Raw genomic sequence first — 20,012 nt, 5'->3', positions numbered from 1 at the left:
GGCGGGCGGTAGGGGGATTCTACGTTCCGCAGCGCGGCTCGCCGAACAGCCAGGCGAAGAACAGCGCCGCGAACAGCAGATCCCCGATCATCAGCAATGCGAACCGTCCACTGATGTCGCCGACGCACCACAGGATCGAGACGCCGAGGAACGCGAGCAGCTTTCCGGTCGCGCCGAGCATCAGCAGGGATCGTTCCACGACCCTGCGATGCGCAAGCCACGCGTATGTGAAGCCGAACAGCGCGATGAACACCGCGAGCAGCACGCGGTAGAGCGCGGGTGCCGGTTCCTGCGGCAGACCCGCGAGCTGGCCAGGCAGGGTTTGCGGGAGCAGTACGAGCAGCGCCACGCCGAGATTCGCCGCCGCGGTCGCCCACAGCGAGGCGCGCAGCAGCGCTTCGGGCGGCGCGCGCATCAGCCGAATTGCCGCGCGTAGGCCCGCGCGGCCGCCTCGATGTCGGCCGCCGCGAACACGCCTTCGACGGCCGCGATCAGGTCCGCACCGGCGGCAATCAGCGGCGCGCAGTTCTGTGCCGTGATGCCGCCGATCGCGCACAGCGGCAGCGAGGTCGTCACGCGGGCTTGCTCCAACAATTCGCGCGTAGCCTGCCGCGCATCGGGCTTCGTGCGCGACGGGAAGAACGCGCCGAACGCGAGGTAATCCGCGCCACCCTCGCTGGCAGCGCGCGCGCGGGCCAGCGAATCCTGGCAGGTGATGCCGATCAGCCGGTCCGGACCCAGCCGTGAGCGGGCCTCGACCAGCCCCATGTCGTCGAGGCCCAGGTGCACGCCGTGGGCATCGGCTTCGAGGACCAGCTCGACGTCGTCATTGATGATCAGTTTCGCGCGATGGCGGTCGCACAGCGTGCGCAACGCCCGCGCCGACGCCAGGCGTCGTGCATGGTCGTGGGTCTTGTCGCGGTACTGGACCACGCGGGCGCCGCCGCGCAGCGCGGATGCGACCGCCGTCAGCAGCCGTGGCGGGTCCAGGCACAGCGTCGTGGGCGTGATGGCGTACAGGCCGCGCATGCAGGGTCCTCTAGTGTCTCGGCCCATTAATTTGGCAACAAATGCGCGGCGTCTTTTCGCGCTTGGCTGCGTTGCTCCTCCTCACCATAGGTCCACTATGCCTCGTCGTCGCGCCTTGCCAGACACGAAAATCCGCATGCGCCTTTATTCTCAAATCAGTGTGCCGAGACACTAGTGTCGTCCGGGAATGCGGCGGCCGCGGCCGACCGCAATGGCGCGCTCGAGCGCCGATTGTGTCCAGCTTTGGCCTGTCTGGATCGCTGCGGCCATGTCGTCGCCAGCCGCCAGGCGCGCGGCGATCGCGGAAGCCAGCGTGCAACCTGCGCCGTGGAAGGTCTCGGGGAGTCGCGGCCAGACGTAGCGGCAGGGCGCTGCGCCCGCGCGATACCAGGTGTTGAGGACCTGGGCGCCCGGCTCGTCTCCACCGGTGATCAGCACGTTCGCGCAGCCGGCGGCCAGCAGCGCCTGCGCGCAGGCATCGAGGTCGGCGTCGGGCGCCTGGCCCACGAGGCGTCGCGCCTCGGCGGCGTTGGGCGTCACCAAGCGCACATTCGGGACCAGCTGCTCGCGTATCGCGGTTTCCAGCGAGGTGCCGGCGAGTTCGCGGCCGCCGCCGGCGCGCAGGACCGGGTCGAGCACCGCCGGGACGCGAAGCCTGGCGATGAGATCCACCGCCAGCGCGACCTGCGCAGGGTTGCCCAGCAGGCCGATCTTGATCGCCCGGATGTCACAGTCCGCTTCGAGACGCTGGAGCTGCTCGGACATCAGTCCCGGATCGACCGCCTCGACCCGCGAAACATTGCGACTGTCCTGGACCGTCAGCGCCGTGATCACCGTCAGCGGGTGCAGGCCCTGCGACGAGATGGCCTCGATATCCGCATGAACTCCGGCCCCACCGAGAGGGTCATGGCCGGAGAGACTCAACACGCAGGGACGACGGAAGCTCATGGGTGAATTCTCGCCCGTATGGATGCCGATCGGGCTTTCACACAATCTTGTGCGATGCAACATCCCCAGACGAACTATTCACAGTGGAGTGCACATGCCCCGCGAAGCCCCGTATTTGCGTAACCTTTTTGCAAGAATCCCGCAGCAATTACGGAACATATTGATTTAATAAAGGAATTCAGCTTGAGCAGAAACTGGTCGCAGCGCAGAAATGGCTGCACTGCCGGTCACTTAGGGGCACGGTACCGGGGTTCTGCACAAGCTTATGCACAAGGATTGGGGGCATCTCTTACTTCCTGAACGACACCATGGCGTTGGCCAACAAACTTAAAGTGATTACTGTCATCGGGGCGTTGATGGCCTGCGCGATCGCGTCGTCGGCGTCGACGCCGTCGGCCGCCCCGGCTGCAGAGGGTTTCGAGTACGTCGGCGCGCTGCTGGACCCGTCCCTGCCCGAGCTTTCGGGTCTGGCCGCCTCGTTCCGGCGCCCCGGTCTGCACTGGGCCTTGAGCGACAGCGGCAATGATCCGGCTCTGGTGGCGGTGGACGCCCAACTCGTGCGGCAGGAGGTCGTCGCCGTCGAGGGCGTGATCAATCACGATTGGGAAGATCTGGCGAGCTTCGAGCACGACGGCGAGGCCTGGCTGCTGATCGCCGACACCGGCGACAACTTCAGCCTGCGCTCCGAGGTGTCGCTGATCCTGGTGCCGGAGCCCGGGCCCGGTCAGCGGCAGGTCGCGCCGGGCAGGGTGATCCGCTTCCGCTACGAGGACGGCCCGCGCGACTGCGAGGCGATGGCGATCGATGCGACACGCCAGCGCGTGCTGCTGGCCGACAAGGGCCGCCATCCGGTCGGGCTGTACGAACTGTCGATCGCCGGAACGGACACCGACGTGCGCGTCGCGCGTCATCTCGCCAATTTCCCGGACCTGGTTCCGACGCCGCCGCCGCGCGTCCAGACCCTGAGCGGCGCGCGCTGGCGCGGTACGGCGACCGCGATGGACCTGTCGCCCGACGGGAACATGCTGATCGTGCTGTCGACCTTGTCGGCGAGCCTGTTCCGGCGTGGCCCGGACCAGGACTGGACGGCGGCGCTCGCGCAGCCGGTGCTGAGCCAGCGCCTGCCGCCGCTGCCGATGTTCGAGTCGATGGCGCTGGAGATCGGAGGCCGGTCGGCGCTGCTCGCCACCGAAGCGCGCCCGGCGCTGTTCTACCGCTGGTCGTTGCCAGCACCCTGAAGCGCGCGTAACCCGTAGCCCGGGCGAAGCCCGGGGTTCCCCTCTCTAGCTGGCGGAATCCCGGGCTTCGCCCGGGCTACACCCGGGCTACACCCGGGCTACACCCGGCTCGCCACCAGTCGACCGCGCAGCGCATCCGCCACCCACAGCACGAGCACCGACGCCCCCAGAAGCGGCATCACGGCGCACAGCACGACGCCGGTGACCAGCGCCCAGCGCGGCAGGCGGATCTCGCTGCGCAGCGGGGCGCCGAGGCGTCCGCGCGGGCGTCGCATCCACCACGACAGCAGACCGGTGGCGCTCATCCATACCAGCGCCAGCGCGACGATCGAGTTGAACCACTGGTTGGCGCGTCCGAAGAAGCTGCCCTCGTGCAGATCGACGCCGGTCGCAACGGCGCGCGGGATCGGCGGGAAATCCGCCCAGGTCGTCTTCACCAGCGTCGCGCGCGAGTAGCGGTCGAACGCGACCGCCGTTTCACGCGAGGCGCGCGCCAGGCGATTGCGCACCGACAGCGCCGAATCGGCCTTGCCGTCTAGCTTGATCTCGAGCCCGCCGATCACGCCCGCCGCACGCGCGTTCTGCACCGCCTCGTCCAGGCTCATCGCCGTCACGCCGGGCTGCACGACGCTCTTCGCACGCGCAGCGGCACCGAAGGGCGACGGCTGCCCGATCGCGTTCTGGATCGGCTTGAGCACCTGGTTGCCCCAGAACTGCGTCCACGGCAGCGCGCTGATCAGGAACGCGAGGATCACGGCGGAGAAGATCACCGCGACGCTGCCGTGCAGATCCTTCACCAGCACGCGCGCGCCCTGGCCGGTTCGCGGCACCAGTGCGGCAAGCAGGCCGCGATCGCGGGGCCACCACAGATACAGGCCCGTCAGCATCATCACCACCGCCCAGCACGCGCCCAGTTCGAGCAGCCACGAACCGGCGGCGCCCAGCGGCCAGCCGCCGTGCACCTTGCGCGTCCATCCCGGCATCCACTGCCAGCCGGACAGTTCACCGAGCACCTGCGCCGTGTGCGGATCCACGAACACGGGCACCGGCAGCGCATCGCCCTCGCCGTGATGGCCGCCGAACATCACCTGCGTCGAACGCGTCGGGTCGTCGGACACCAGCATCGTCGTGGCGTGTGCATGCGGATGCAGCGCCTGCGCGGCGGCGAGCTGTTCGTCGAAGCTCGCGACGATCGCCTGCGGTTGTACGAAGCGAAGTTCCGGGTGTGCCCAGTCCGCCCACTCGTCCTGCCACAGGTACATCGTGCCGGTGATGCCCTGCAGCAGCACGAAGGGAATGACGAGGAACGCGGCGTAGAAATGCCAGCGCCACAGCCGCCGGTACAGACGGCTCGACGATTCGGATTCGGGAGTGACGGACGTCATGGGCGATCTCAGAACGTGGCACGCAATTCGGCGATCCAGGTGCGGCCCGGATATGGATGGAAGATGTAGTACTCCTCGTCGGTGAGGTTCTCCACGCCGACGCCGAGCTCGATCGTTTCGCGGAAGTGCCAGGCCACGCGCGAGTCCACCGTCGTGAACTTCGATGCACCGCCGAACACATGGTCGTTCGTGTCCTGGTTGTCGAGGTCGCTGTACTGGCGGCCCGAGCGTCGCGCCGCGAGGTTCGCATTCCACTGCGGCAGGAAGCGCCAGTTGGCGACGAGGTTGGCGCGCACGTTGGGAACGCGCACCCAGTGCTTGCCCACCGTCTGCGGCAGCGCGTCGTTCTTCTCGATCTTGCTGTTCACCAGCGACAGGTTGGCGTCGAGGTCGACGTTGGGCAGGAGTTCCTTGATGCCGTAGACGAACTCGACGCCGTGCGTGTCGACGCGATCCACGTTCTGGATGTTGGTGACGTTGGTCGCCTGGTTGAGCTGCTGGGCGATGGTGTCCTTCACACGGTCGTAGAACAGCGACACGCGAACCTGGTGACGGTCGGCCAGCACGGTCTCGAGCGTCAGGTCATGCGAGATCGAGTCCTCCGGTTTCAGGTCGGGATTGTTGTTGACGATGTTCGTGCCGGTCTGCGAACCCTGGAAGAGTTCCGAGACCGTGGCGAAGCGCACGCCGCGTCCCACCGAGTAGCGCAGCGTGTAGGCCTCCGGCGCGTACGCGATCGACAGCTTCGGCGACACCGCATCCTCGTCGAGGTCGTCGTAGGGCGCGGTGACGACGGCGCCGCTCTCGGTGCGCTGGCGCTGACCGTCGAAGGCATCCCAGAACTCCACGCGCACGCCGGCCGTCGCGGTCCACAGCGGACGAAACTCCCACGCGTCCTGCGCGTACAGCGCCTGCTGGCGCGTCGAGCCCTGCGAGGCCGAGGTCAGCGTGCCGCGTCCGCCGTGCCGCCACTCGGCCGCCGAGAACGTCTTCGAGTCGAGGTCGTAGCTGGAGTGGTAGTAACCGAGCGTGATCGTGTGCGGCAGGCCATCGGCGCGATAGCTCGCCTGCAGGTCGGCGTTCCACCAGCCGTCACCCGATCCGCCTTCGACGATGTTGCCCGCGCGCGTGTTGGCGTCGGTGGGCGACGACGAGCGCAGTTCGTCCTCGCCGATGTGATAGATCGATCCGACGCCGGAAAAATTCCAGCCGCTGTCGCGTTGCGTGCGCACGGTCAGCGAGGACATCAGGTGTTCTTCGCGCCCTTCCTGTGGACCGAAGGCGTTGTTCGCCACCGTGTAGATATCGTCGCCGACGCGGATGTTGCCGCGCGTCACGGTGGCGCCGCCGGCATCGCGCAGGAAGCTGACGCCGTCGCGGTCGAAATCGTTGACCCAGAAACCGACCTGCGCGTCGGCGCGGAACAAATCGTTCTGGTACGAAAGACGTCCCTTCACCTGGTTCTGCTCGTTGCCCTCGAGCGAGCCGCCGTCGGGCCCGAGGATCAGACGCGGCTGGTTGCGCGAATCGCGATCGCGGATCGCACCGGTGACCGGCACGGCGCTCGCGATCACGGCCGCGGACGGGTTGTTCACGCGCGTGCCGGTGGCGTACTGCATCGGCTGGCTGTCGTTCTCCAGCCGGTTGATGCCCAGCGTGCCGCTCCAGGCGCCCCAGCGATTGCCGGTGAACGCGCTGTACTGACGGCCGCCGTAATCGTCCTGGTAACCGTAGCCCTTGTAGTCCTGGCTGAAGAACTGCACGCGGCCGGACGTCGTGAATTCGTTCGGATCGCGCGTCGTGATCAGCACCGTGGTGCCGATCGAATTGCCGGGATACAGCGCGGAGTAGGGGCCGTACAGCACATCGACGCGCGAGATCTCCTCGGGCGCGACCATGTTCCAGCGCGGCGCGTTGAAGCGGCCGAGAAAGTTGGAGAGCAGCACGCCGTCCGCGTAGACGACACCACGCGGCGCCTGCAGCGTGCCGTGACTGCGGCCGCCGATCAGCGCGTTGCGATCGCCGACGTAACGCTTGCGGATCGTGAGGTCCGGCAGGTGACGCAGCGCATCCTCGGTGTTGATGAACACGCGCTCGCGCAGCTCGGTGCCGGTGACGCCGGCGCTCGCGCCCGGAAGGTCAGCGCGCTTGGTGCTGCGCTGGCCCGACACCGTGATCGTCTCGACTTCGCGATCGGTCTCGTGCGTGTCGTGCGAAGCGACTTCGAGATAGCTGCCCGTCTCGGCGGCGGCTTGTTCGGTAGCCGGAGCGTCCACGACGACGCTCTCGGAAGGATGGACGGCAAAACTCGACAGCAGGGCGGCGATGGCGACGGCCAGAGGATGCTTCTTGAACACGAGGGTTTGAATCCTGATCGAGGTCCGCGACGCGGACCTGGGCGCCGAAGGGCGCGGCGGAGCCTTGCGGCTCCGTTCAAGGCGGGATCAGGACGCCTGCGGTGGACCGCGGGCGGGTACCGAATTCGTATACGCGTGATGCGCGTGGACCGCGGGCTGGGTCGGTGCGGCTTCGAGTCCCGCCGCGCGCAACGACACGGTGACCGGCGTCGGCGGCAGCGCACCGCCTGCGGCATTCGCGCAGAGCTGCGCGCAATCCTGGTGCTGACCGGACTGCGCCGAACCCTTCTGCAGGATCTCGCGGACCTCGAGCGGCAACGCCGCCAGCTTCTGCGTCATCGCCGGCGAAAACTCGCCGCACCAGGTCGCCAGACCCGCCTCGGGCTGCGCCATCACGGCCGCGTGCGCGACCGGCAGGCACAACTGCGCCAGCCACGCGATCAACGCGATCCAGATCAGCGGGCGGGAGCGGAGCTGCGCAAACATGGCGGCATTCTGCGGGAGTCGAAACGGCCTAAGCAAAGAATCTCGGCGGATCCCGTAGCCCGGGTGAAACCCGGGATGCCTCGCGCAGACGGAACGGACCCCGGGTTTCACCCGGGCTACGGGCTAGAGCTTCTCGATCTCCGCCGTCCCCAGGTGATTCATCTGCCCCAGGATCCACGACGCCCGTTGCTGCACGTAGGCGGACGGGGTCGCGACCTTCAGGCGCTTGGGATTGGGCAGCACGGCGGCGAGCAGCGCCGCCTCGGAGTACGTCAGCCGCGAAGCCGGCTTGCGGAAATACTTCTGCGACGCCGCTTCGACGCCGTAGACGCCGGGACCGAACTCCACGACGTTGAGATACACCTCGAGCACGCGCTTCTTCGACCAGAAGGTTTCGATCAGCAGCGTGTAGCCGACCTCGAGTCCCTTGCGAAACCAGCTACGGCCGGACCACAGGAACAGGTTCTTCGCCGCCTGCTGCGAGATGGTGCTGGCGCCGCGCTTGCGACGGTGATCACGGTTGTGTTCGACGGCCTTGCCGATGGCTTCGAGATCGAAACCGAAGTGCTCGGAGAAGCGCTGGTCCTCGGCGGCGATCACGGCGAGTTTCGCGGCGGGCGCGATCTCGTCCCAGCTCACCCAGTCGTGCGCGAGCGGCGGCATCTGCTTCGAGGACGTCAGGCGGTCCATCTGGTAGCCGACCATGAAGCTCGACGTCCACGCAGGCACGACGCTGAGCAGCATCACCGGGAGCAAGGTCACCGAGATGAAGGCGAGGCCGGCCCACAGCAGGATCCGGCGCGGGCGCGGGACGCTCCATTCACGCTTTCTGCGTGGAGAAGGTGCGAGGGCCTGTTTTTGCGGGTGGGGCTCGACTCGCAGTTCCGGCAGCGGCTTCGAGTCCTTCGGATCCAGCGTGGGGTATTGCCGTTCCACTGCGTGCGTCCGCGATAACGTGGCGCGATTCTAACGTCCGCTCCGACGGCTGCAGCGATATCCCGCAAGACGGCCGCGTCGTGCATTTTTCACGGCGACACGGCTTGCGCCGCGGTCTCGGGATCGGGCCGGCCCTGCAGGCGCGCGGCGTCCGCGGCCAGGCGGGTGCCGAAGAACTGCAGGCAGGCGCGGATGCGCGCGCTCTTGCGCAGATCGGGATGCGTGAGCAGCCAGGCCTGCACATCGGTGACGAGGTAGGTGCCGGGCAGGCGCTCCATGCGCGGATCGGCGTCCGCTGCGAAGCAGGGCAGCGAGCTGCAGCCGACGCCGTGCGAGACGGCGGCCACGACCGCGCCGATGGAATCGAAGCGCAGCTTCACGCGCGTGTCGGGAATGTTGTGCGCGATCCAGCGCGCCTGGCGGATATGCGCGAGCTGGCCGTCGAAACCGATCCAGTCGTACTCGGCCAGCGGCCTGCCGCGACCCTGCGCGTCGAGGTAGGCCGGCGACGCGTACGAGGCCACGCCCACGCGCCCCACGCTACGTCCGACGAGGTGATCCGGCGGCGTCGCCGTCGCGCGGATCGCGATATCGGCGTCGCGGCGGGTCAGGTCGACGATCTGGTTGCTGGCCGACACGTCGAGGCTCACGCCGGGATACATCGTCCGGAACTCGGCCAGGTGCGGGGGCAGCACGTGCAACGCGAACGCTTCGCTGGTGGCCACGCGGATGTGTCCCTGCAGGCGCACGTCGGTGCCGAGCACGCGGCGCTCCACCGCCAGCGCTTCGGTCTCCATGCGGGCCGCGGCCTCGGCCAGCGCCTCGCCGGATTCGGTGAGCCGGTAACCGCTGCGCAGGCGCTCGAACAGGCGGACCTCGAGTCGCTGCTCCAGGGCTTCGAGGCGCCGGTAAACGCTCGAAGGATTCACGCCCAGGGCCCGCGCCGCGGGGCTCAGGCCGGCGGCGCGGGAGATTGCCAGCACGTAGCGGAGGTCGTCCCAGTCCATGTCCGAGGCTCGTCGGTTATTTGCAAAAACGCAAGATCAAGATGCGATTCGAGGGAATGTCCGTGCAGATCGAACCGGCGCACGATGCATCCCATGAAGCCCCGGGAACGTCCCGGCGCCGAGGTCCAAGGAGTTCCGTCATGTCCTTCTTCAACGAGATCTTTTCTTCTTCGAATCAGTCGGTTGATACCGTCAACGTCGGCGCCGGCGCGAGCGTCCTGAGCGCCACGGGCCTGAGCCGCAAGGCGCTGGCCGAGCTGTTCCGCCAGGACGGCCTGTACGGACATGATTCCGACCTGTCGCCGGTCGAGCAGGCCATCGTGCAGAGCCGCCTGGGTTACATCCCCGGCCTGAAGGCCCGCCCGGTGCTGGCACCGACCGACGCCCGTCTGGTGGCGCTGGAGAACTTCACCGACGCTCTCGTCCAGGCCGGCGGCGTGGCCCAGGCCCGTGACGAAGCGCAGCTGGTGGCGGCCGGTTATTCGCAGGCCGCTACGAGCGAAGTGGTCCGCGTGGTCCGCCTGGCCCGCGACGTGTTCGGCCTGGTGGCGCAGCCGCGGCGCGCTGCGATTGCGGCTCGCCAGCCGGCCGCGCTGACGTACAACGCGTAACGGTGGACGAGGCGGAGCCGAAAGGTTCCGCCTCGTGCTTCCAGCCCGACGCTGCCCGGATGGCGGTTGGGGCGGGCGGAAGACGGTCGCGAAACTCCGTCAGACTGCCTCGCATCCCCTGCGACGGAAGCCGACATGAGCACGCTGGAGAAGGCCATCGAGATCGCGGCCCGCGCGCATGCCGGGCAGGTCGACAAGGGCGGCGCACCGTACATCCTGCATCCGCTGCGGCTGATGCTGTCGGTTTCCAGTCCCGAGCAGCGCATGGCGGCGGTTCTCCACGACGTCGTCGAAGACACGCCGATCACGCCGGACGATCTGCGCCGGGAAGGATTTTCGGAAGCGGTCGTCAGCGCGGTGATCGCACTGACCAAGCAGAAAGGCGAGACGCGCATGGATGCCGCGCGACGCCTGGCGCCGAATCCGGTTGCGCGCGCCGTGAAGCTCGCCGACCTGCGCGACAACATGGACCTGTCGCGTCTTGCGAATCCCACCGACAAGGATTGCGCGCGTCTGCGCGAGTACGAGCAGGTCCGCGCCTTCCTCGAGCAAGCGGCCGCCGAGAGTCGGTAAGGCCTGCGGCGCAGGCAGAATCAGTCGAGATCTGCGAGCGCAGCCTGGATTTCGGCGCGTCGACCGGCATCGGCATCTTCGCGCCCTTCCCGCGGCGGCGCATTCAAGGCTTTTTCGAGAAACCTGCGGCCCGCTTCCGCATTGCCGGTGTCGGTCAGCAATTCACCATAGAAGAAATTCGGGTCGATACCGTCCGGATTGATGGCCAGCGCCTGTTTCAGATATTCCGCCGCTTTTTTCTTGTCACCGAAGGACAGGGGCCAGCCCGGCGCCTTGGCGTAGAGACTGCCGAGCGATGTGTAGATCGATCCGCCCAGCACCTGCGGATCGACCTTCTCGGCGTCGAGCAGCAGCTTGCGTGCGTGCTTGATCAAGTCGAGCGCGTGCAGCCCGCCAGCGAATTTCGCATGGCTTGATTCGATGATCGCGCACCAGACCAGCGGCTCGGCACGCCCTGGGTTGCGCGCCACTGCGAGCTTCGCTTCTTCCTCGAGTTTGCCGAACGCTACATCCTTCTGGTCCTTGGGCAGTGAGTAGTAGACCTGGGCCCAGCCGTGCTGCAGCTGTGCCACGTCGCTCGTGACGGTGTCGGCCAAGGCTGTGCCGGCTAGCGTGAGCGCGGCAGCGAACAGCGCGTTGCGGAAGAGAGATTTCATCATCGGGCACTCCGTCTGGTTCTCAGGATTCGGGCAGTGACTGCAGTGCGTAGGGACGCATCTGCGCGGCCTGCTTGATCAGCGCGCCATCGACCAGGCGCGGGAACAGGCTGTTGAAGCGAACGAAGAATTTCTCCGGCCAGCCCAGGTAACGTTCTTTGGCGCGCTGTTCGATGGCCTGCGCTAGCTGCAGCGCCACCGACTCGGGTGAGTCCTCGTGCATCTTCACGGCCCGAGCCATGCGCTCGACCGCGCCGGCGTTGAACGCGGTGCGCGTGTAGCGCGGCGCGAAATACAGCAGCTGCACACCGCTGCCATCGAGCTCGCGCCGCAGCGCCTCGGAGAAGCCACGCAGCGCGAACTTGCTCGCCGAGTACGTGGCGAAACAAGGGAAGCCGATCGATCCGAAGATCGAGCCGATGTTGACGATCAGCGCCTCCCGGCGCCGTCGCAGTGCGGGTAGAACCGCCTGCGTCAGCCGCATCGGCGCCAGCACGTTGGTGCGCCAGATGCGATCGAGCGCGTCGTCGGGCGCCGTCTCGAAATTTCCGAAATGGATCGCACCCGCGCAGTTGACGACCATGTCGAGTATCGGGTCGCAGGCCAGTGTGTGCGCGACGATGTCGCGCGGACCGGATGGGGACAGCAGATCGCCGCAGATCACGTCGACGCGACCGCCCGCGAGTCTGAGTTCGGTCGCCAGTTCCACCAGCGCACGTTCGTCGCGCCCGGACAGTACGAGGTCGACATTGCGGCGCGACAGTTCGCGGGCGACTGCGCGGCCGATGCCGCCGCTGGCACCGGTCAGCAGGCAGCGGCGATGGGCGAGTTGCATGCGGAATTCTCCCGGTGGAGGTGGGCAAAGATGTCGCCGTACAGGCGATAGAAGCGGCGCGATGCGTGGATCACCGCCGCGCGGTCCGAGGGCTTGTCGAAGGCATCGACGAGCTCGCGGAAGAAATCCACGTGCTGGACGTCGAGCGCGCCATGGCTACTCAGGTAGGTGAACGCGCGCGGTGGCAGCTGCAGCGCAACGGCCAGGCTCGAGGCCGCGCGCGTCGCCAGCGCGGTGCTGGTGCCTTCGAGCACGTGCACCATGCCGAAGAAGCCCACGGGATTGCCGCGCTGCACCGTGTCGTAGGCGTAGGCGATCATCATCTCGGTGGGAAACGCCGGCTCGCTGCGACGCACGGCGTCGACGTCACCGCCCGCTGCACGGATGTCGTCGAGCACCCACTCGTGGTGGCCGTATTCCTCTTCAACGTAGTGCACGAGTTTTTCACGCAGCCACTCGTAGTCGGTACCCAGGCGTCCGCCGGCGGCCATCATCAGTGGCACGGTGTGGCGTACGTGGTGATAGGCCTGCGCCAGGAACGCGCAGTACAGGGGACGAGTGACGCGACCACTCATGGCATCGGCGAACAGCGGCTGCGCCAGCAAGGCGGCGCGCTCGTTCGCGGTGGCGTCGTGCAACATCTGGTGAAAGCTCATGCGGTCTTCGTTTCCTCGTAGAGAGCGACCAGGCGCGCGCCGTATGCCGACTCGATGGCGCTGCGCCGCAGCCGTCCGTTGGGCGTGAGTTGATCGTTGCCGGCGGCGAACGCCGCGTCGGCGCGAATCCAGCGAGATACGCGCGCGTAGTCCGGCAGGGTGGCGTTGACCTGGGCGAGTGCGGCATCGACCTCGGCATCGCCCGTGCGCGGCACGATCACTGCAGCGTTGAACGCGCGCGCCTCGCCGAATACGGCGGCCTGAGCGATGGCGGGCATCAGGCAGAGTTCGCGCTCCACCCATTCCGGTGAAACGTTGCGGCCGAAAGCGGTGACGAACATGTCCTTCTTGCGTCCGCTCAGGTGCAGGAAACCGGCAGAATCGATGTACCCGGCGTCGCCGGTGGCGACCGTCCCGGATTCCGGGCGTACCGGCTCACCCACGTAGCCGAGGAACCCGCGACCGCGAACGTGGATCTCGCCGTCGGCGGCGAATTCCAGCGACACCCCCGGAAGCGGCCGGCCCACGCTGCCGACGGCGCGCGCGCCTGACGTGTTGAGCGCCACCACCGAGCCGCACTCTGAAAGGCCGTAGCCTTCGAACACCGGCAGTCCGAGGCGCAGAGCGCGTTCGAGCAGGCGTGGCGACAATGGAGCGCCGCCCACCGCGACGAAGCGCAGCGTGGCTGGATGCGCCGCGCCGGCCTCGATGGCGAGCACCAGCGCGTGCAGCATCTGCGGCACCAGGATCAGTGTCGTGGCGCGGTGGGTCTGCACCGCGTGCAACAGGCGCCTGGGATCGAACTGTGTCGCGCCGCCGAGCCCGATGTCGGCCAGCGGCAACAGGCAGGCCTGGGCCCCGGCGAGCAGCGGCGCATACAAGCCGCCGACGTTTTCCAGCAAGGTCGCCAGCGGCAGTGCGGCCAGATGAAGGTCCTCGCGCGTGGCGCCGCTGGCGATGCACAGCGCGCGCGCCTGCCGCTCGAGCATCGCGACGCTAAGGCACACGCCGCGGGGTTGCCCCGTCGTGCCCGAGGTGTAGGTGATCTTCTGTGTCGCCGGTGCGATCGTCGCTGCGCGCGTCGCGGCAAGGGATGGCATACGCAGCAGTGACAGGGGTGCGTACTCCGCCACGGACAGTTTCTGCAGGGATAGCGCGCTGAGCATCGGCGGCAGAGGGACGCCCTGATCGGCCAACACGGCGTCGACGCCAGCGTCCCGGAGCGCGTGCGCCATCTGCTGTGGCGAGAAGAACAGCGGCAGCGGTACGAGGCGCACGCCCGAGTGCAGCGCCGCGAGATCGGCTAGCGCCCATGCGAGGCCATTGTCCGCGAGCAGAGCCAGCGTCCTCACGCCGGCGGTCTGCAGGCTCGTCGCAAGCGCGGTCACCGCCGTGCTCAGCGCCGCATACGACAGCGAAGCATCGCGGCCACGCAGTGCGACGGCATCGGGCCGCGACTTCGCGTGGTACTTCACCGCTTCGATCACGTCGCTCTTCATGGCGCGCCGACCCGCGCCAGGGGCGCCAGCTGCGCGCGCAGCTCGGCGGGTCGATCGGCCAGCGCGCTCAGCAGCTCGACGCCGAGGTCCACGTCGCCGAGCATCACGCTGGGCTGGTGGTCGTAGTAGCGCCCCCAGAGAGCGCGTTCCGCTTCGGGAAGGCGCTCTGGTGGTGCGGGCGCCACGACGCGCAGCGGCAGACCGAGCCGCGAGAAGCCGTTGCACAGGCGCGCTGAACCGGTGAAGGCGACGAAACGGTAGCCCTCGTCCTGCAGTCGGTGCGTGAGCGTGGGGATCAGCGAGCGCAATGCTCCGGGCGATGCGCCCGCGAGGTTGCCGACCTCCGCGATCTGACGGCGTCCGGCATGCCGGCCGAAGCTGGCGGCCACCAGGATTTCGACGGGAGCATCGAGATATTGCTCGAGAAACAGGGGGCCTTGATCAGCGCCGCGCAGACCGAACACGGCGGCCAGCGCGCCGCGTCGGTCCTGCGCACCGAATAGCCGCGGCAGGAAGGCGTGGATACGGGCGCCGTAGACCTCGAAGAAGCGCTGGGCGACGAAGGACTCGAGAGCGCCACGGCGGTCGGTCGATGCCTCGACCAGCGTCGTGCAGGCACCGGTCGAAGGGCGCAGCGGGGGCGGGATGGCGTCGGGGGATTCACGGCTGAGCGTGATCGCAGACGCGAAGTTTGAATCGGCAGGAGGCGCGAACATGGTGTTCGGAAGGACGGGGCCGACTTTCATCGCGCAAGACCAGTACCGCATGCGCTTTCGCGCCCGGCCGTTCGGTATGCCCGAATCAGATCAATGGCTTGTGCCGGTCGTCCGCGGCGATTGGCGACGCGCTGCGTGCCGACGAATCCTGCAGTGCTGCAAGAAACGTCTGCAGGATTTGCGCGATCGTCCACCGCACCGGTCGGGTCGGCCCTGCATTCCGGACCCGGCGATTGACGCCGTGACGAAACCGCGGCCGATCCGCCCTACAAGGATTTCACCGGGATTCCGCGCAGGCCGGCTGCTGATCCGCTGGCTTCAACTCTCCGGCCGGATCGATCAGCAGCACCGTGCGCAGGCCCGGCTCGGCGTAGCAGGCGGCGGTGTACCCGACCGCGTGCGCGGTGGCGGCCACGAAGCGCAGCATCGCCTGCTCGGAGCCGACCACGTGCGGCGGCAGCACGCCCTGGAAGTACTGCTGGTTCCAGTACTCCTCCAGCGCTTCCGGCCGCAGTCCGAGCACCGCGCGGGAGAATCGTTCGCGCAAGGCGTGGTCTGCCGGCAGGTTGACCGGCGTCATGCGCGTGCCGTCGTCGGCATAGAGCTTCTTGCGCTGGAAGATCAGGGCCAGCTCGCGCGGCGTGAACCGCTGCGTTTCACCGGCCGGGACGATCACCGCGATCCACGGCCGCTCCTGGGCGCTTGGAGTGCCGGTCGCGAGGGCTCCGGCCAGCAGCAGCGCCGCGCGCAGGACGCGCCGGAGCACTGGCATCAGAACAGCACCGCGATCGACGCGCGCCACCCGTCCGGCACGCCGACGTCGTTGTCGGTGGCGCGCGAGTACTCGCCCTTGAACACAAGCGCAGGCATCGGCCGCCAGGCGAGGCCGCCGAGGTACAGGTTCAGGTCGCGGTCCGCGCCCGACTGGTGGAAGGCCTCGTAACGGCCCACGGCGTATACCTGGGCGAACAGTGGCGCGACCGCCTGCACGTAGTAGCCCTTCTCGTCCTGCTGCTCCTCGCGGCCCGACAGCGAGCGCACGGCGTACTCGCCGGACAGCTCGAACCGATGCCAGGACCAGGCGAAGTCACCACCGATGAGCTGCTTGCGCGTCTCGGCGTCCGACTCCTGCTCGAACGTCGCCCACGACAGGCCCAGCTGCACGTGCGGACCGGCGTAACCGGACACACGGGCGCCGACGGCCTCGCGAAAGGTGTCGAGATCGTCCTCGCGGAACAGCTCCTCGCCGGGCGAGGCGTACACCGAGTACTCGATGCCCTGCGCGGTCCACGGCAGCACGCCGTACACCATCGCGCCGGTGGCGTTGGTGGGGAACGTGGCCTCGGTGATCAGTGGGCGCGAGCTGGTCCACGTGAGCGGTGCCGCATGGATCAGGTTCCAGCGTCCCACTGGCGTCAGGAACTTTCCGAAGCGCAGCTTGAGCTCGTCACGCCATGCGTAGTCGAGATACAGACGCTCGGAGATCAGTTCGGCGTCCGAGGCATGCGCGCCGTCGTTGTCGACGCGCGCCACGTCGGCGAGTTCGGTCTCGGAGAAGAAGCGCCAGCGTCCGCCGCCGTCCCACCACAGGAAGGCGCTGAGCGCATCTACCGCCGCGTCCCAGTCGCGGGCGTCACCGGGATCGCGGTAGCCGAGTTCGCCGTAGCCGCCGAGCGTGAACCCCGAAGAGCCCAATCGCAGGCCCTGGCCGAGCGCGTAGCGCTGCGCCAGCGGATCCTGCCCGATGGGCGGCGGCGCCGGCGCCGCTACCGGGTCCGCACTTTCCACTGCTGCCGTTTGCGCGGTCGCGGCAAACGGCAGCGCCCACACGGCTGTGAGCGCGAGTCGAACGAAGGTGCGGGAGCTGGGCACGGGGGCGCACGCTAGCGTCGCCGCGCTGGCGGAGCAAACACCCACAGCTGAATAATCGACGCGTGACCATCCGCCGCATCCTCCTGCTCGCCTTCCTGTTCGTCGGCGTGGTCCCGGCAACGGCGCTGACCTGGCTGGCGTTCGAACGCAGCCACGCGGCGATGCAGGCGCAGATCGAACAGGCGGTGTCGCAGGCCGCGGCAGGCGCCGGCCGCGACCTCGACCGCCTGCTGTACGAGCGTGTGCAGAACGCCACCACCTGGAATCACCTCGAGGTGATGCAGGACCTGCGGCTGCAGGATGTCGACAAGCGTCTGTCGGCGTTCCTGGCCCAGATGAAGGGCCGTTACGGCGGCGCCTACCTCGACCTGCACGCGGTCGACGCCGCCGGGCGCGTGATGGCCAGCAGCAATCCGGCAGCGATCGGCCAGTTGCGTCCGGAAGGGCCTGCGTGGCTGCACACGGATACGGCCGGCGGCCGCGTGCGCCTGGAAGCGCCGTCGACCGTGCGTGACCGCCGTGCGCTGCTGCTGCGGACGGATATTCCATCGTCGTTCGGCGAAGGCCGCATCGGTGACCTGCTCCTCGAGGTCGACTGGCGCCAGCTCGAGAGCGTGCTCGACGCCGCGGCCGACGCGTCGCGCCAATTGCTGGTCCTCGACGGCGACGGGCGCGTGATCGCGGCTTCGGAGGGACTGCGCGGACGCGGCTACGACTACGGTGTGCGCGTGGACGGCTGGAGCGGCGTGGGCTTGGTGCAGCTGCGCGGCGGCGAACCCTTGATGAGCGGCGAAGTGGTGGTGGGTGCGTCCGGTGTCTCCATCCTGGGCTGGCGCACGCTGATGCTGCAGTCGCGCGATGTCGCGCTGGCGCCGGTGCGGCGCATGGGGGTGGTGTTCGCCGGTCTGCTGACGGCGACACTGCTCGTGACCGTGCTGGCGAGCCTGGGCGTGTCGAGCCTGATTGCGCGGCCGGTGGTGCGCCTGACGCAGTTCACGCGCGACTACCTGCGGCCCGGCGCAGCCTCGGTGCCGCCGCGGGCCGGGCCCGGCGAGATCGGTGAACTCGGGCGCAGCTTCGTGCACCTGATCGACGAGTTGCAGCGCTCGCAGAACACGCTGGTGCAGGCTTCACGGCTGGCGGCGCTGGGCGAGGTGACCGCCCTGATGGCGCACGAGGTGCGCACGCCGGTGGGCATCCTGCGCTCGTCGGCGCAGATGCTGGGCGGCGAACCCGGCCTCAGCCCGGAGGGCGCCGAGCTGCTGCGCATCGTGCAGTCGGAGACCGAGCGCCTGAACCGTCTCGTCGCTTCGATGCTTGACCAGACGCGCACGCGCGCGCCGCAGAAGCAGGCCAGCGACGCGCACGCCCTGATGCGGCACGCGGCGACGCTGCTGGCGGCGCAGGCACGGGATCGCGGCGTGACGGTGGAAGTCGTGTGCGAGGCGCGCGAACCGATCCTCGACGTCGACGCCGAGCAGTTCATTCAGGTGTTGCTCAACCTGCTCGGCAACGCGCTGATGATCCTGCCGCGCGACGGCCGCGTGCGCTTGCGCAGCCATGGAGACGACGGGCGCTTCATCGTTGACGTCGACGACGATGGTCCGGGTATCGGGCCCGAGGATCGCCAGCGCCTGTTCGAGCCCTTCGTGCACAAGCGCGAAGGCGGACTCGGTCTGGGCCTGGCGGTGGTGCGGCAGATCGTGCGCGCGCACGGTGGCGACGTCGCGGCCGAGACCAGCACCTGGGGCGGCGCACGCATCAGACTATGGCTGCCACAACCCCCGGGCCGGACTCCGTGACTTCATCCCCGCGCGTACTGATCGTCGACGACGAGCCCAACATGCGGCGCGTGCTCGAAATCATGCTCGCGCGCCGCGGCTATCGCACCCTCGCCGCCGCCGATGGGCTCGAGGCCTGGGAGCGGGTGCAGGAAGGCGGCATCGACCTGGTCGTCAGCGACCTGCGCATGCCGCGGCTGGACGGCATCGAGCTGCTGCGCCGTCTGCGTGAAGCCAAGCTCGACGTGCCGCTGATCCTGATGACCGCGCACGGCAGCCTCGACAGCGCGGTGGAAGCACTGCGGCTCGGTGCCTGCGATTATCTGCTGCGGCCGTTTGACGTCGAGGCGCTGGAACTGGCGGTCAATCGCGTGTTCGCGTCGCGCCGGTTGCTGCAGCAAAACGATTTCCTGCGCAGCGAAGTGGCGCGCGCAAAGCACGGGCTCGTCGGCATCAGCAGCGCGATGCAGAAGCTGCGACGGCAGATCGAGCAGGTCGCGCCGACACGCACCAGCGTGCTGCTCACCGGCGAGACCGGCACCGGCAAGGAAGTGGCGGCACGCGCGATCCATGACGGCTCGGAGCGCGCGGATGCGCTGTTCGTGCCGGTCAACTGCGCCGCGATTCCGGCAGAAATGCTGGAGAGCGAATTGTTCGGACATGAGAAGGGCGCCTTCACCGGAGCGGTCAAGCACCGTGTCGGCAAGTTCGAACTCGCTCAGAGCGGCACCTTGTTCCTCGACGAGCTGGCGGAGATGCCGGTGGCGTTGCAGGCCAAGCTGTTGCGCGTCATCGAGTCCGGCGAGATGCAGCGCCTGGGTGGAAACGACGCTATCCGCCTTGACGTACGTCTTGTTGCCGCCACGAACCGCGCACCGCAGCAGGCCATCCGTGACGGTCGTCTGCGCGAAGATCTGTACTTCCGCCTCAACGTTTTCGCCATTGAACTGCCGCCGCTGCGCGAGCGGCGCGAAGACCTGCCCGCGCTTCTCGCGCATTTCGCGCAACTACAGCGCGGCGCGGTGCCGTCCGCGATCGCATCCGACGTCGTCGAGCATCTGCAGGGATACGCCTGGCCAGGCAACGTGCGCGAGCTGCGCAACATGGTGGAGCGCGCATTCATCCTGGCCGGCACACAGGATTTGAAACCCGTGCATTTTCCGCTCGATGTCGGGGCGCCTGTGGTGACGTACGCGACGACGGATCACCCGCCGTCCGACCTTCGCCTGGAGCCCGCGGTCGAGGCACTGGAACGCAGCCTGATTGCCGCAGCCCTGCGCGACAGCGGCGGGAACAAGTCGCGTGCCGCACAGAAGCTCGGGATCAGCGAGCGCTCGATCTGGTACAAGCTCAAGAAATACGGTCTGGGCGAATGAGCGTCCGCGTCCCATGACTGGCCCGGGCGCAGCCAGGGATCCTGTTCCTGC

20 protein-coding genes are annotated in these 20,012 nt (G+C 68.2%); 5 read left to right on the top strand and 15 right to left on the bottom strand.

The window, feature by feature from the left end:
- Nucleotides 1-19: 19 nt before the first annotated feature.
- The 3 genes from DFR24_RS14765 to thiD form a co-directional block, all read right to left on the bottom strand.
- Complete coding sequence (locus DFR24_RS14765; RefSeq protein ID WP_133882156.1) at nucleotides 20-415, bottom strand: hypothetical protein; 396 nt, start codon at nucleotides 413-415, stop codon at nucleotides 20-22.
- Nucleotides 415-1,029 (bottom strand): thiamine phosphate synthase, encoded by a 615-nt coding sequence (gene thiE / locus DFR24_RS14760; RefSeq protein WP_210772315.1) that lies wholly within the window; start codon nucleotides 1,027-1,029, stop codon nucleotides 415-417. The genes DFR24_RS14765 and thiE overlap by 1 nt, the downstream gene beginning before the upstream one ends.
- 171 nt (nucleotides 1,030-1,200) lie before the next feature.
- Nucleotides 1,201-1,977, bottom strand: coding sequence for a bifunctional hydroxymethylpyrimidine kinase/phosphomethylpyrimidine kinase (gene thiD, locus DFR24_RS14755; protein ID WP_162851218.1), 777 nt, complete (start codon nucleotides 1,975-1,977; stop codon nucleotides 1,201-1,203).
- Nucleotides 1,978-2,309: 332 nt separating this feature from the next.
- Between thiD and DFR24_RS14750 the strand changes: the two genes are divergently transcribed.
- Nucleotides 2,310-3,215, top strand: coding sequence for a hypothetical protein (locus tag DFR24_RS14750; protein WP_133882153.1), 906 nt, complete (start codon nucleotides 2,310-2,312; stop codon nucleotides 3,213-3,215).
- A 98-nt stretch (nucleotides 3,216-3,313) separates the two neighbouring features.
- Here the strand turns inward: DFR24_RS14750 and DFR24_RS14745 are convergent, their stop codons facing one another.
- From DFR24_RS14745 to DFR24_RS14725, 5 genes are all read right to left on the bottom strand, one after another.
- Nucleotides 3,314-4,600, bottom strand: a complete 1,287-nt coding sequence (locus tag DFR24_RS14745) for a PepSY-associated TM helix domain-containing protein (protein WP_133882152.1) — start codon at nucleotides 4,598-4,600, stop codon at nucleotides 3,314-3,316.
- Nucleotides 4,601-4,608: 8 nt separating this feature from the next.
- Complete coding sequence (locus DFR24_RS14740) at nucleotides 4,609-6,957, bottom strand: TonB-dependent receptor (RefSeq protein ID WP_133882151.1); 2,349 nt, start codon at nucleotides 6,955-6,957, stop codon at nucleotides 4,609-4,611.
- Between the two features lie 87 nt (nucleotides 6,958-7,044).
- On the bottom strand, nucleotides 7,045-7,443 hold the full coding sequence (locus DFR24_RS14735) for a hypothetical protein (RefSeq protein ID WP_210772314.1): 399 nt from the start codon (nucleotides 7,441-7,443) through the stop codon (nucleotides 7,045-7,047).
- A gap of 123 nt (nucleotides 7,444-7,566) precedes the next feature.
- Nucleotides 7,567-8,238 carry a monofunctional biosynthetic peptidoglycan transglycosylase gene (gene mtgA, locus DFR24_RS14730; protein WP_133882564.1) on the bottom strand — a complete coding sequence of 224 codons (672 nt, stop codon included), beginning with the start codon at nucleotides 8,236-8,238 and terminating at the stop codon, nucleotides 7,567-7,569.
- Between the two features lie 230 nt (nucleotides 8,239-8,468).
- Nucleotides 8,469-9,386, bottom strand: coding sequence for a LysR family transcriptional regulator (locus tag DFR24_RS14725; RefSeq protein WP_133882150.1), 918 nt, complete (start codon nucleotides 9,384-9,386; stop codon nucleotides 8,469-8,471).
- Nucleotides 9,387-9,526: 140 nt separating this feature from the next.
- On the opposite strand from DFR24_RS14725, the gene DFR24_RS14720 reads away from it, so the two are divergent.
- Together DFR24_RS14720 and DFR24_RS14715 are read left to right on the top strand one after the other, a co-directional pair.
- Nucleotides 9,527-9,997: a hypothetical protein gene (locus DFR24_RS14720; RefSeq protein WP_133882149.1), complete on the top strand. Its 471-nt coding sequence runs from the start codon at nucleotides 9,527-9,529 to the stop codon at nucleotides 9,995-9,997.
- 135 nt (nucleotides 9,998-10,132) lie between these two features.
- Nucleotides 10,133-10,570 carry an HD domain-containing protein gene (locus tag DFR24_RS14715; RefSeq protein WP_133882148.1) on the top strand — a complete coding sequence of 146 codons (438 nt, stop codon included), beginning with the start codon at nucleotides 10,133-10,135 and terminating at the stop codon, nucleotides 10,568-10,570.
- A 20-nt stretch (nucleotides 10,571-10,590) separates the two neighbouring features.
- Here the strand turns inward: DFR24_RS14715 and DFR24_RS14710 are convergent, their stop codons facing one another.
- The 7 genes from DFR24_RS14710 to DFR24_RS14680 form a co-directional block, all read right to left on the bottom strand.
- Complete coding sequence (locus DFR24_RS14710) at nucleotides 10,591-11,166, bottom strand: tetratricopeptide repeat protein (RefSeq protein ID WP_210772313.1); 576 nt, start codon at nucleotides 11,164-11,166, stop codon at nucleotides 10,591-10,593.
- 82 nt (nucleotides 11,167-11,248) lie between these two features.
- A complete protein-coding gene (locus DFR24_RS14705) occupies nucleotides 11,249-12,061 on the bottom strand; it encodes an SDR family oxidoreductase (protein ID WP_133882146.1) in 813 nt (270 codons plus the stop codon).
- Nucleotides 12,031-12,717: a TenA family transcriptional regulator gene (locus DFR24_RS14700; protein WP_133882145.1), complete on the bottom strand. Its 687-nt coding sequence runs from the start codon at nucleotides 12,715-12,717 to the stop codon at nucleotides 12,031-12,033. The genes DFR24_RS14705 and DFR24_RS14700 overlap by 31 nt, the downstream gene beginning before the upstream one ends.
- On the bottom strand, nucleotides 12,714-14,216 hold the full coding sequence (locus DFR24_RS14695; RefSeq protein ID WP_133882144.1) for an AMP-binding protein: 1,503 nt from the start codon (nucleotides 14,214-14,216) through the stop codon (nucleotides 12,714-12,716). Before DFR24_RS14695 ends, DFR24_RS14700 begins: the two co-directional genes overlap by 4 nt.
- On the bottom strand, nucleotides 14,213-14,932 hold the full coding sequence (locus tag DFR24_RS14690; protein WP_133882563.1) for a thermostable hemolysin: 720 nt from the start codon (nucleotides 14,930-14,932) through the stop codon (nucleotides 14,213-14,215). Before DFR24_RS14690 ends, DFR24_RS14695 begins: the two co-directional genes overlap by 4 nt.
- Before the next feature lie 277 nt (nucleotides 14,933-15,209).
- Complete coding sequence (locus DFR24_RS14685) at nucleotides 15,210-15,704, bottom strand: hypothetical protein (protein ID WP_210772312.1); 495 nt, start codon at nucleotides 15,702-15,704, stop codon at nucleotides 15,210-15,212.
- Nucleotides 15,704-16,720 (bottom strand): hypothetical protein, encoded by a 1,017-nt coding sequence (locus DFR24_RS14680; RefSeq protein WP_136249364.1) that lies wholly within the window; start codon nucleotides 16,718-16,720, stop codon nucleotides 15,704-15,706. Before DFR24_RS14680 ends, DFR24_RS14685 begins: the two co-directional genes overlap by 1 nt.
- Nucleotides 16,721-16,866: 146 nt before the next feature.
- Here DFR24_RS14680 and DFR24_RS14675 point away from each other — a divergent pair, with 146 nt between their 5' ends.
- Both DFR24_RS14675 and DFR24_RS14670 read left to right on the top strand, forming a co-directional pair.
- Nucleotides 16,867-18,606 carry a sensor histidine kinase gene (locus tag DFR24_RS14675; RefSeq protein ID WP_133882142.1) on the top strand — a complete coding sequence of 580 codons (1,740 nt, stop codon included), beginning with the start codon at nucleotides 16,867-16,869 and terminating at the stop codon, nucleotides 18,604-18,606.
- Entirely contained in the window at nucleotides 18,603-19,961 is a 1,359-nt protein-coding gene (locus DFR24_RS14670) for a sigma-54-dependent transcriptional regulator (protein ID WP_133882141.1), read from the top strand. Before DFR24_RS14675 ends, DFR24_RS14670 begins: the two co-directional genes overlap by 4 nt.
- Nucleotides 19,962-20,012 lie beyond the last annotated feature (51 nt).

The organism is Panacagrimonas perspica (assembly GCF_004364935.1).
GTDB lineage: Bacteria > Pseudomonadota > Gammaproteobacteria > Nevskiales > Nevskiaceae > Panacagrimonas > Panacagrimonas perspica.
This window is presented reverse-complemented; position numbering and strand designations above follow the sequence as displayed.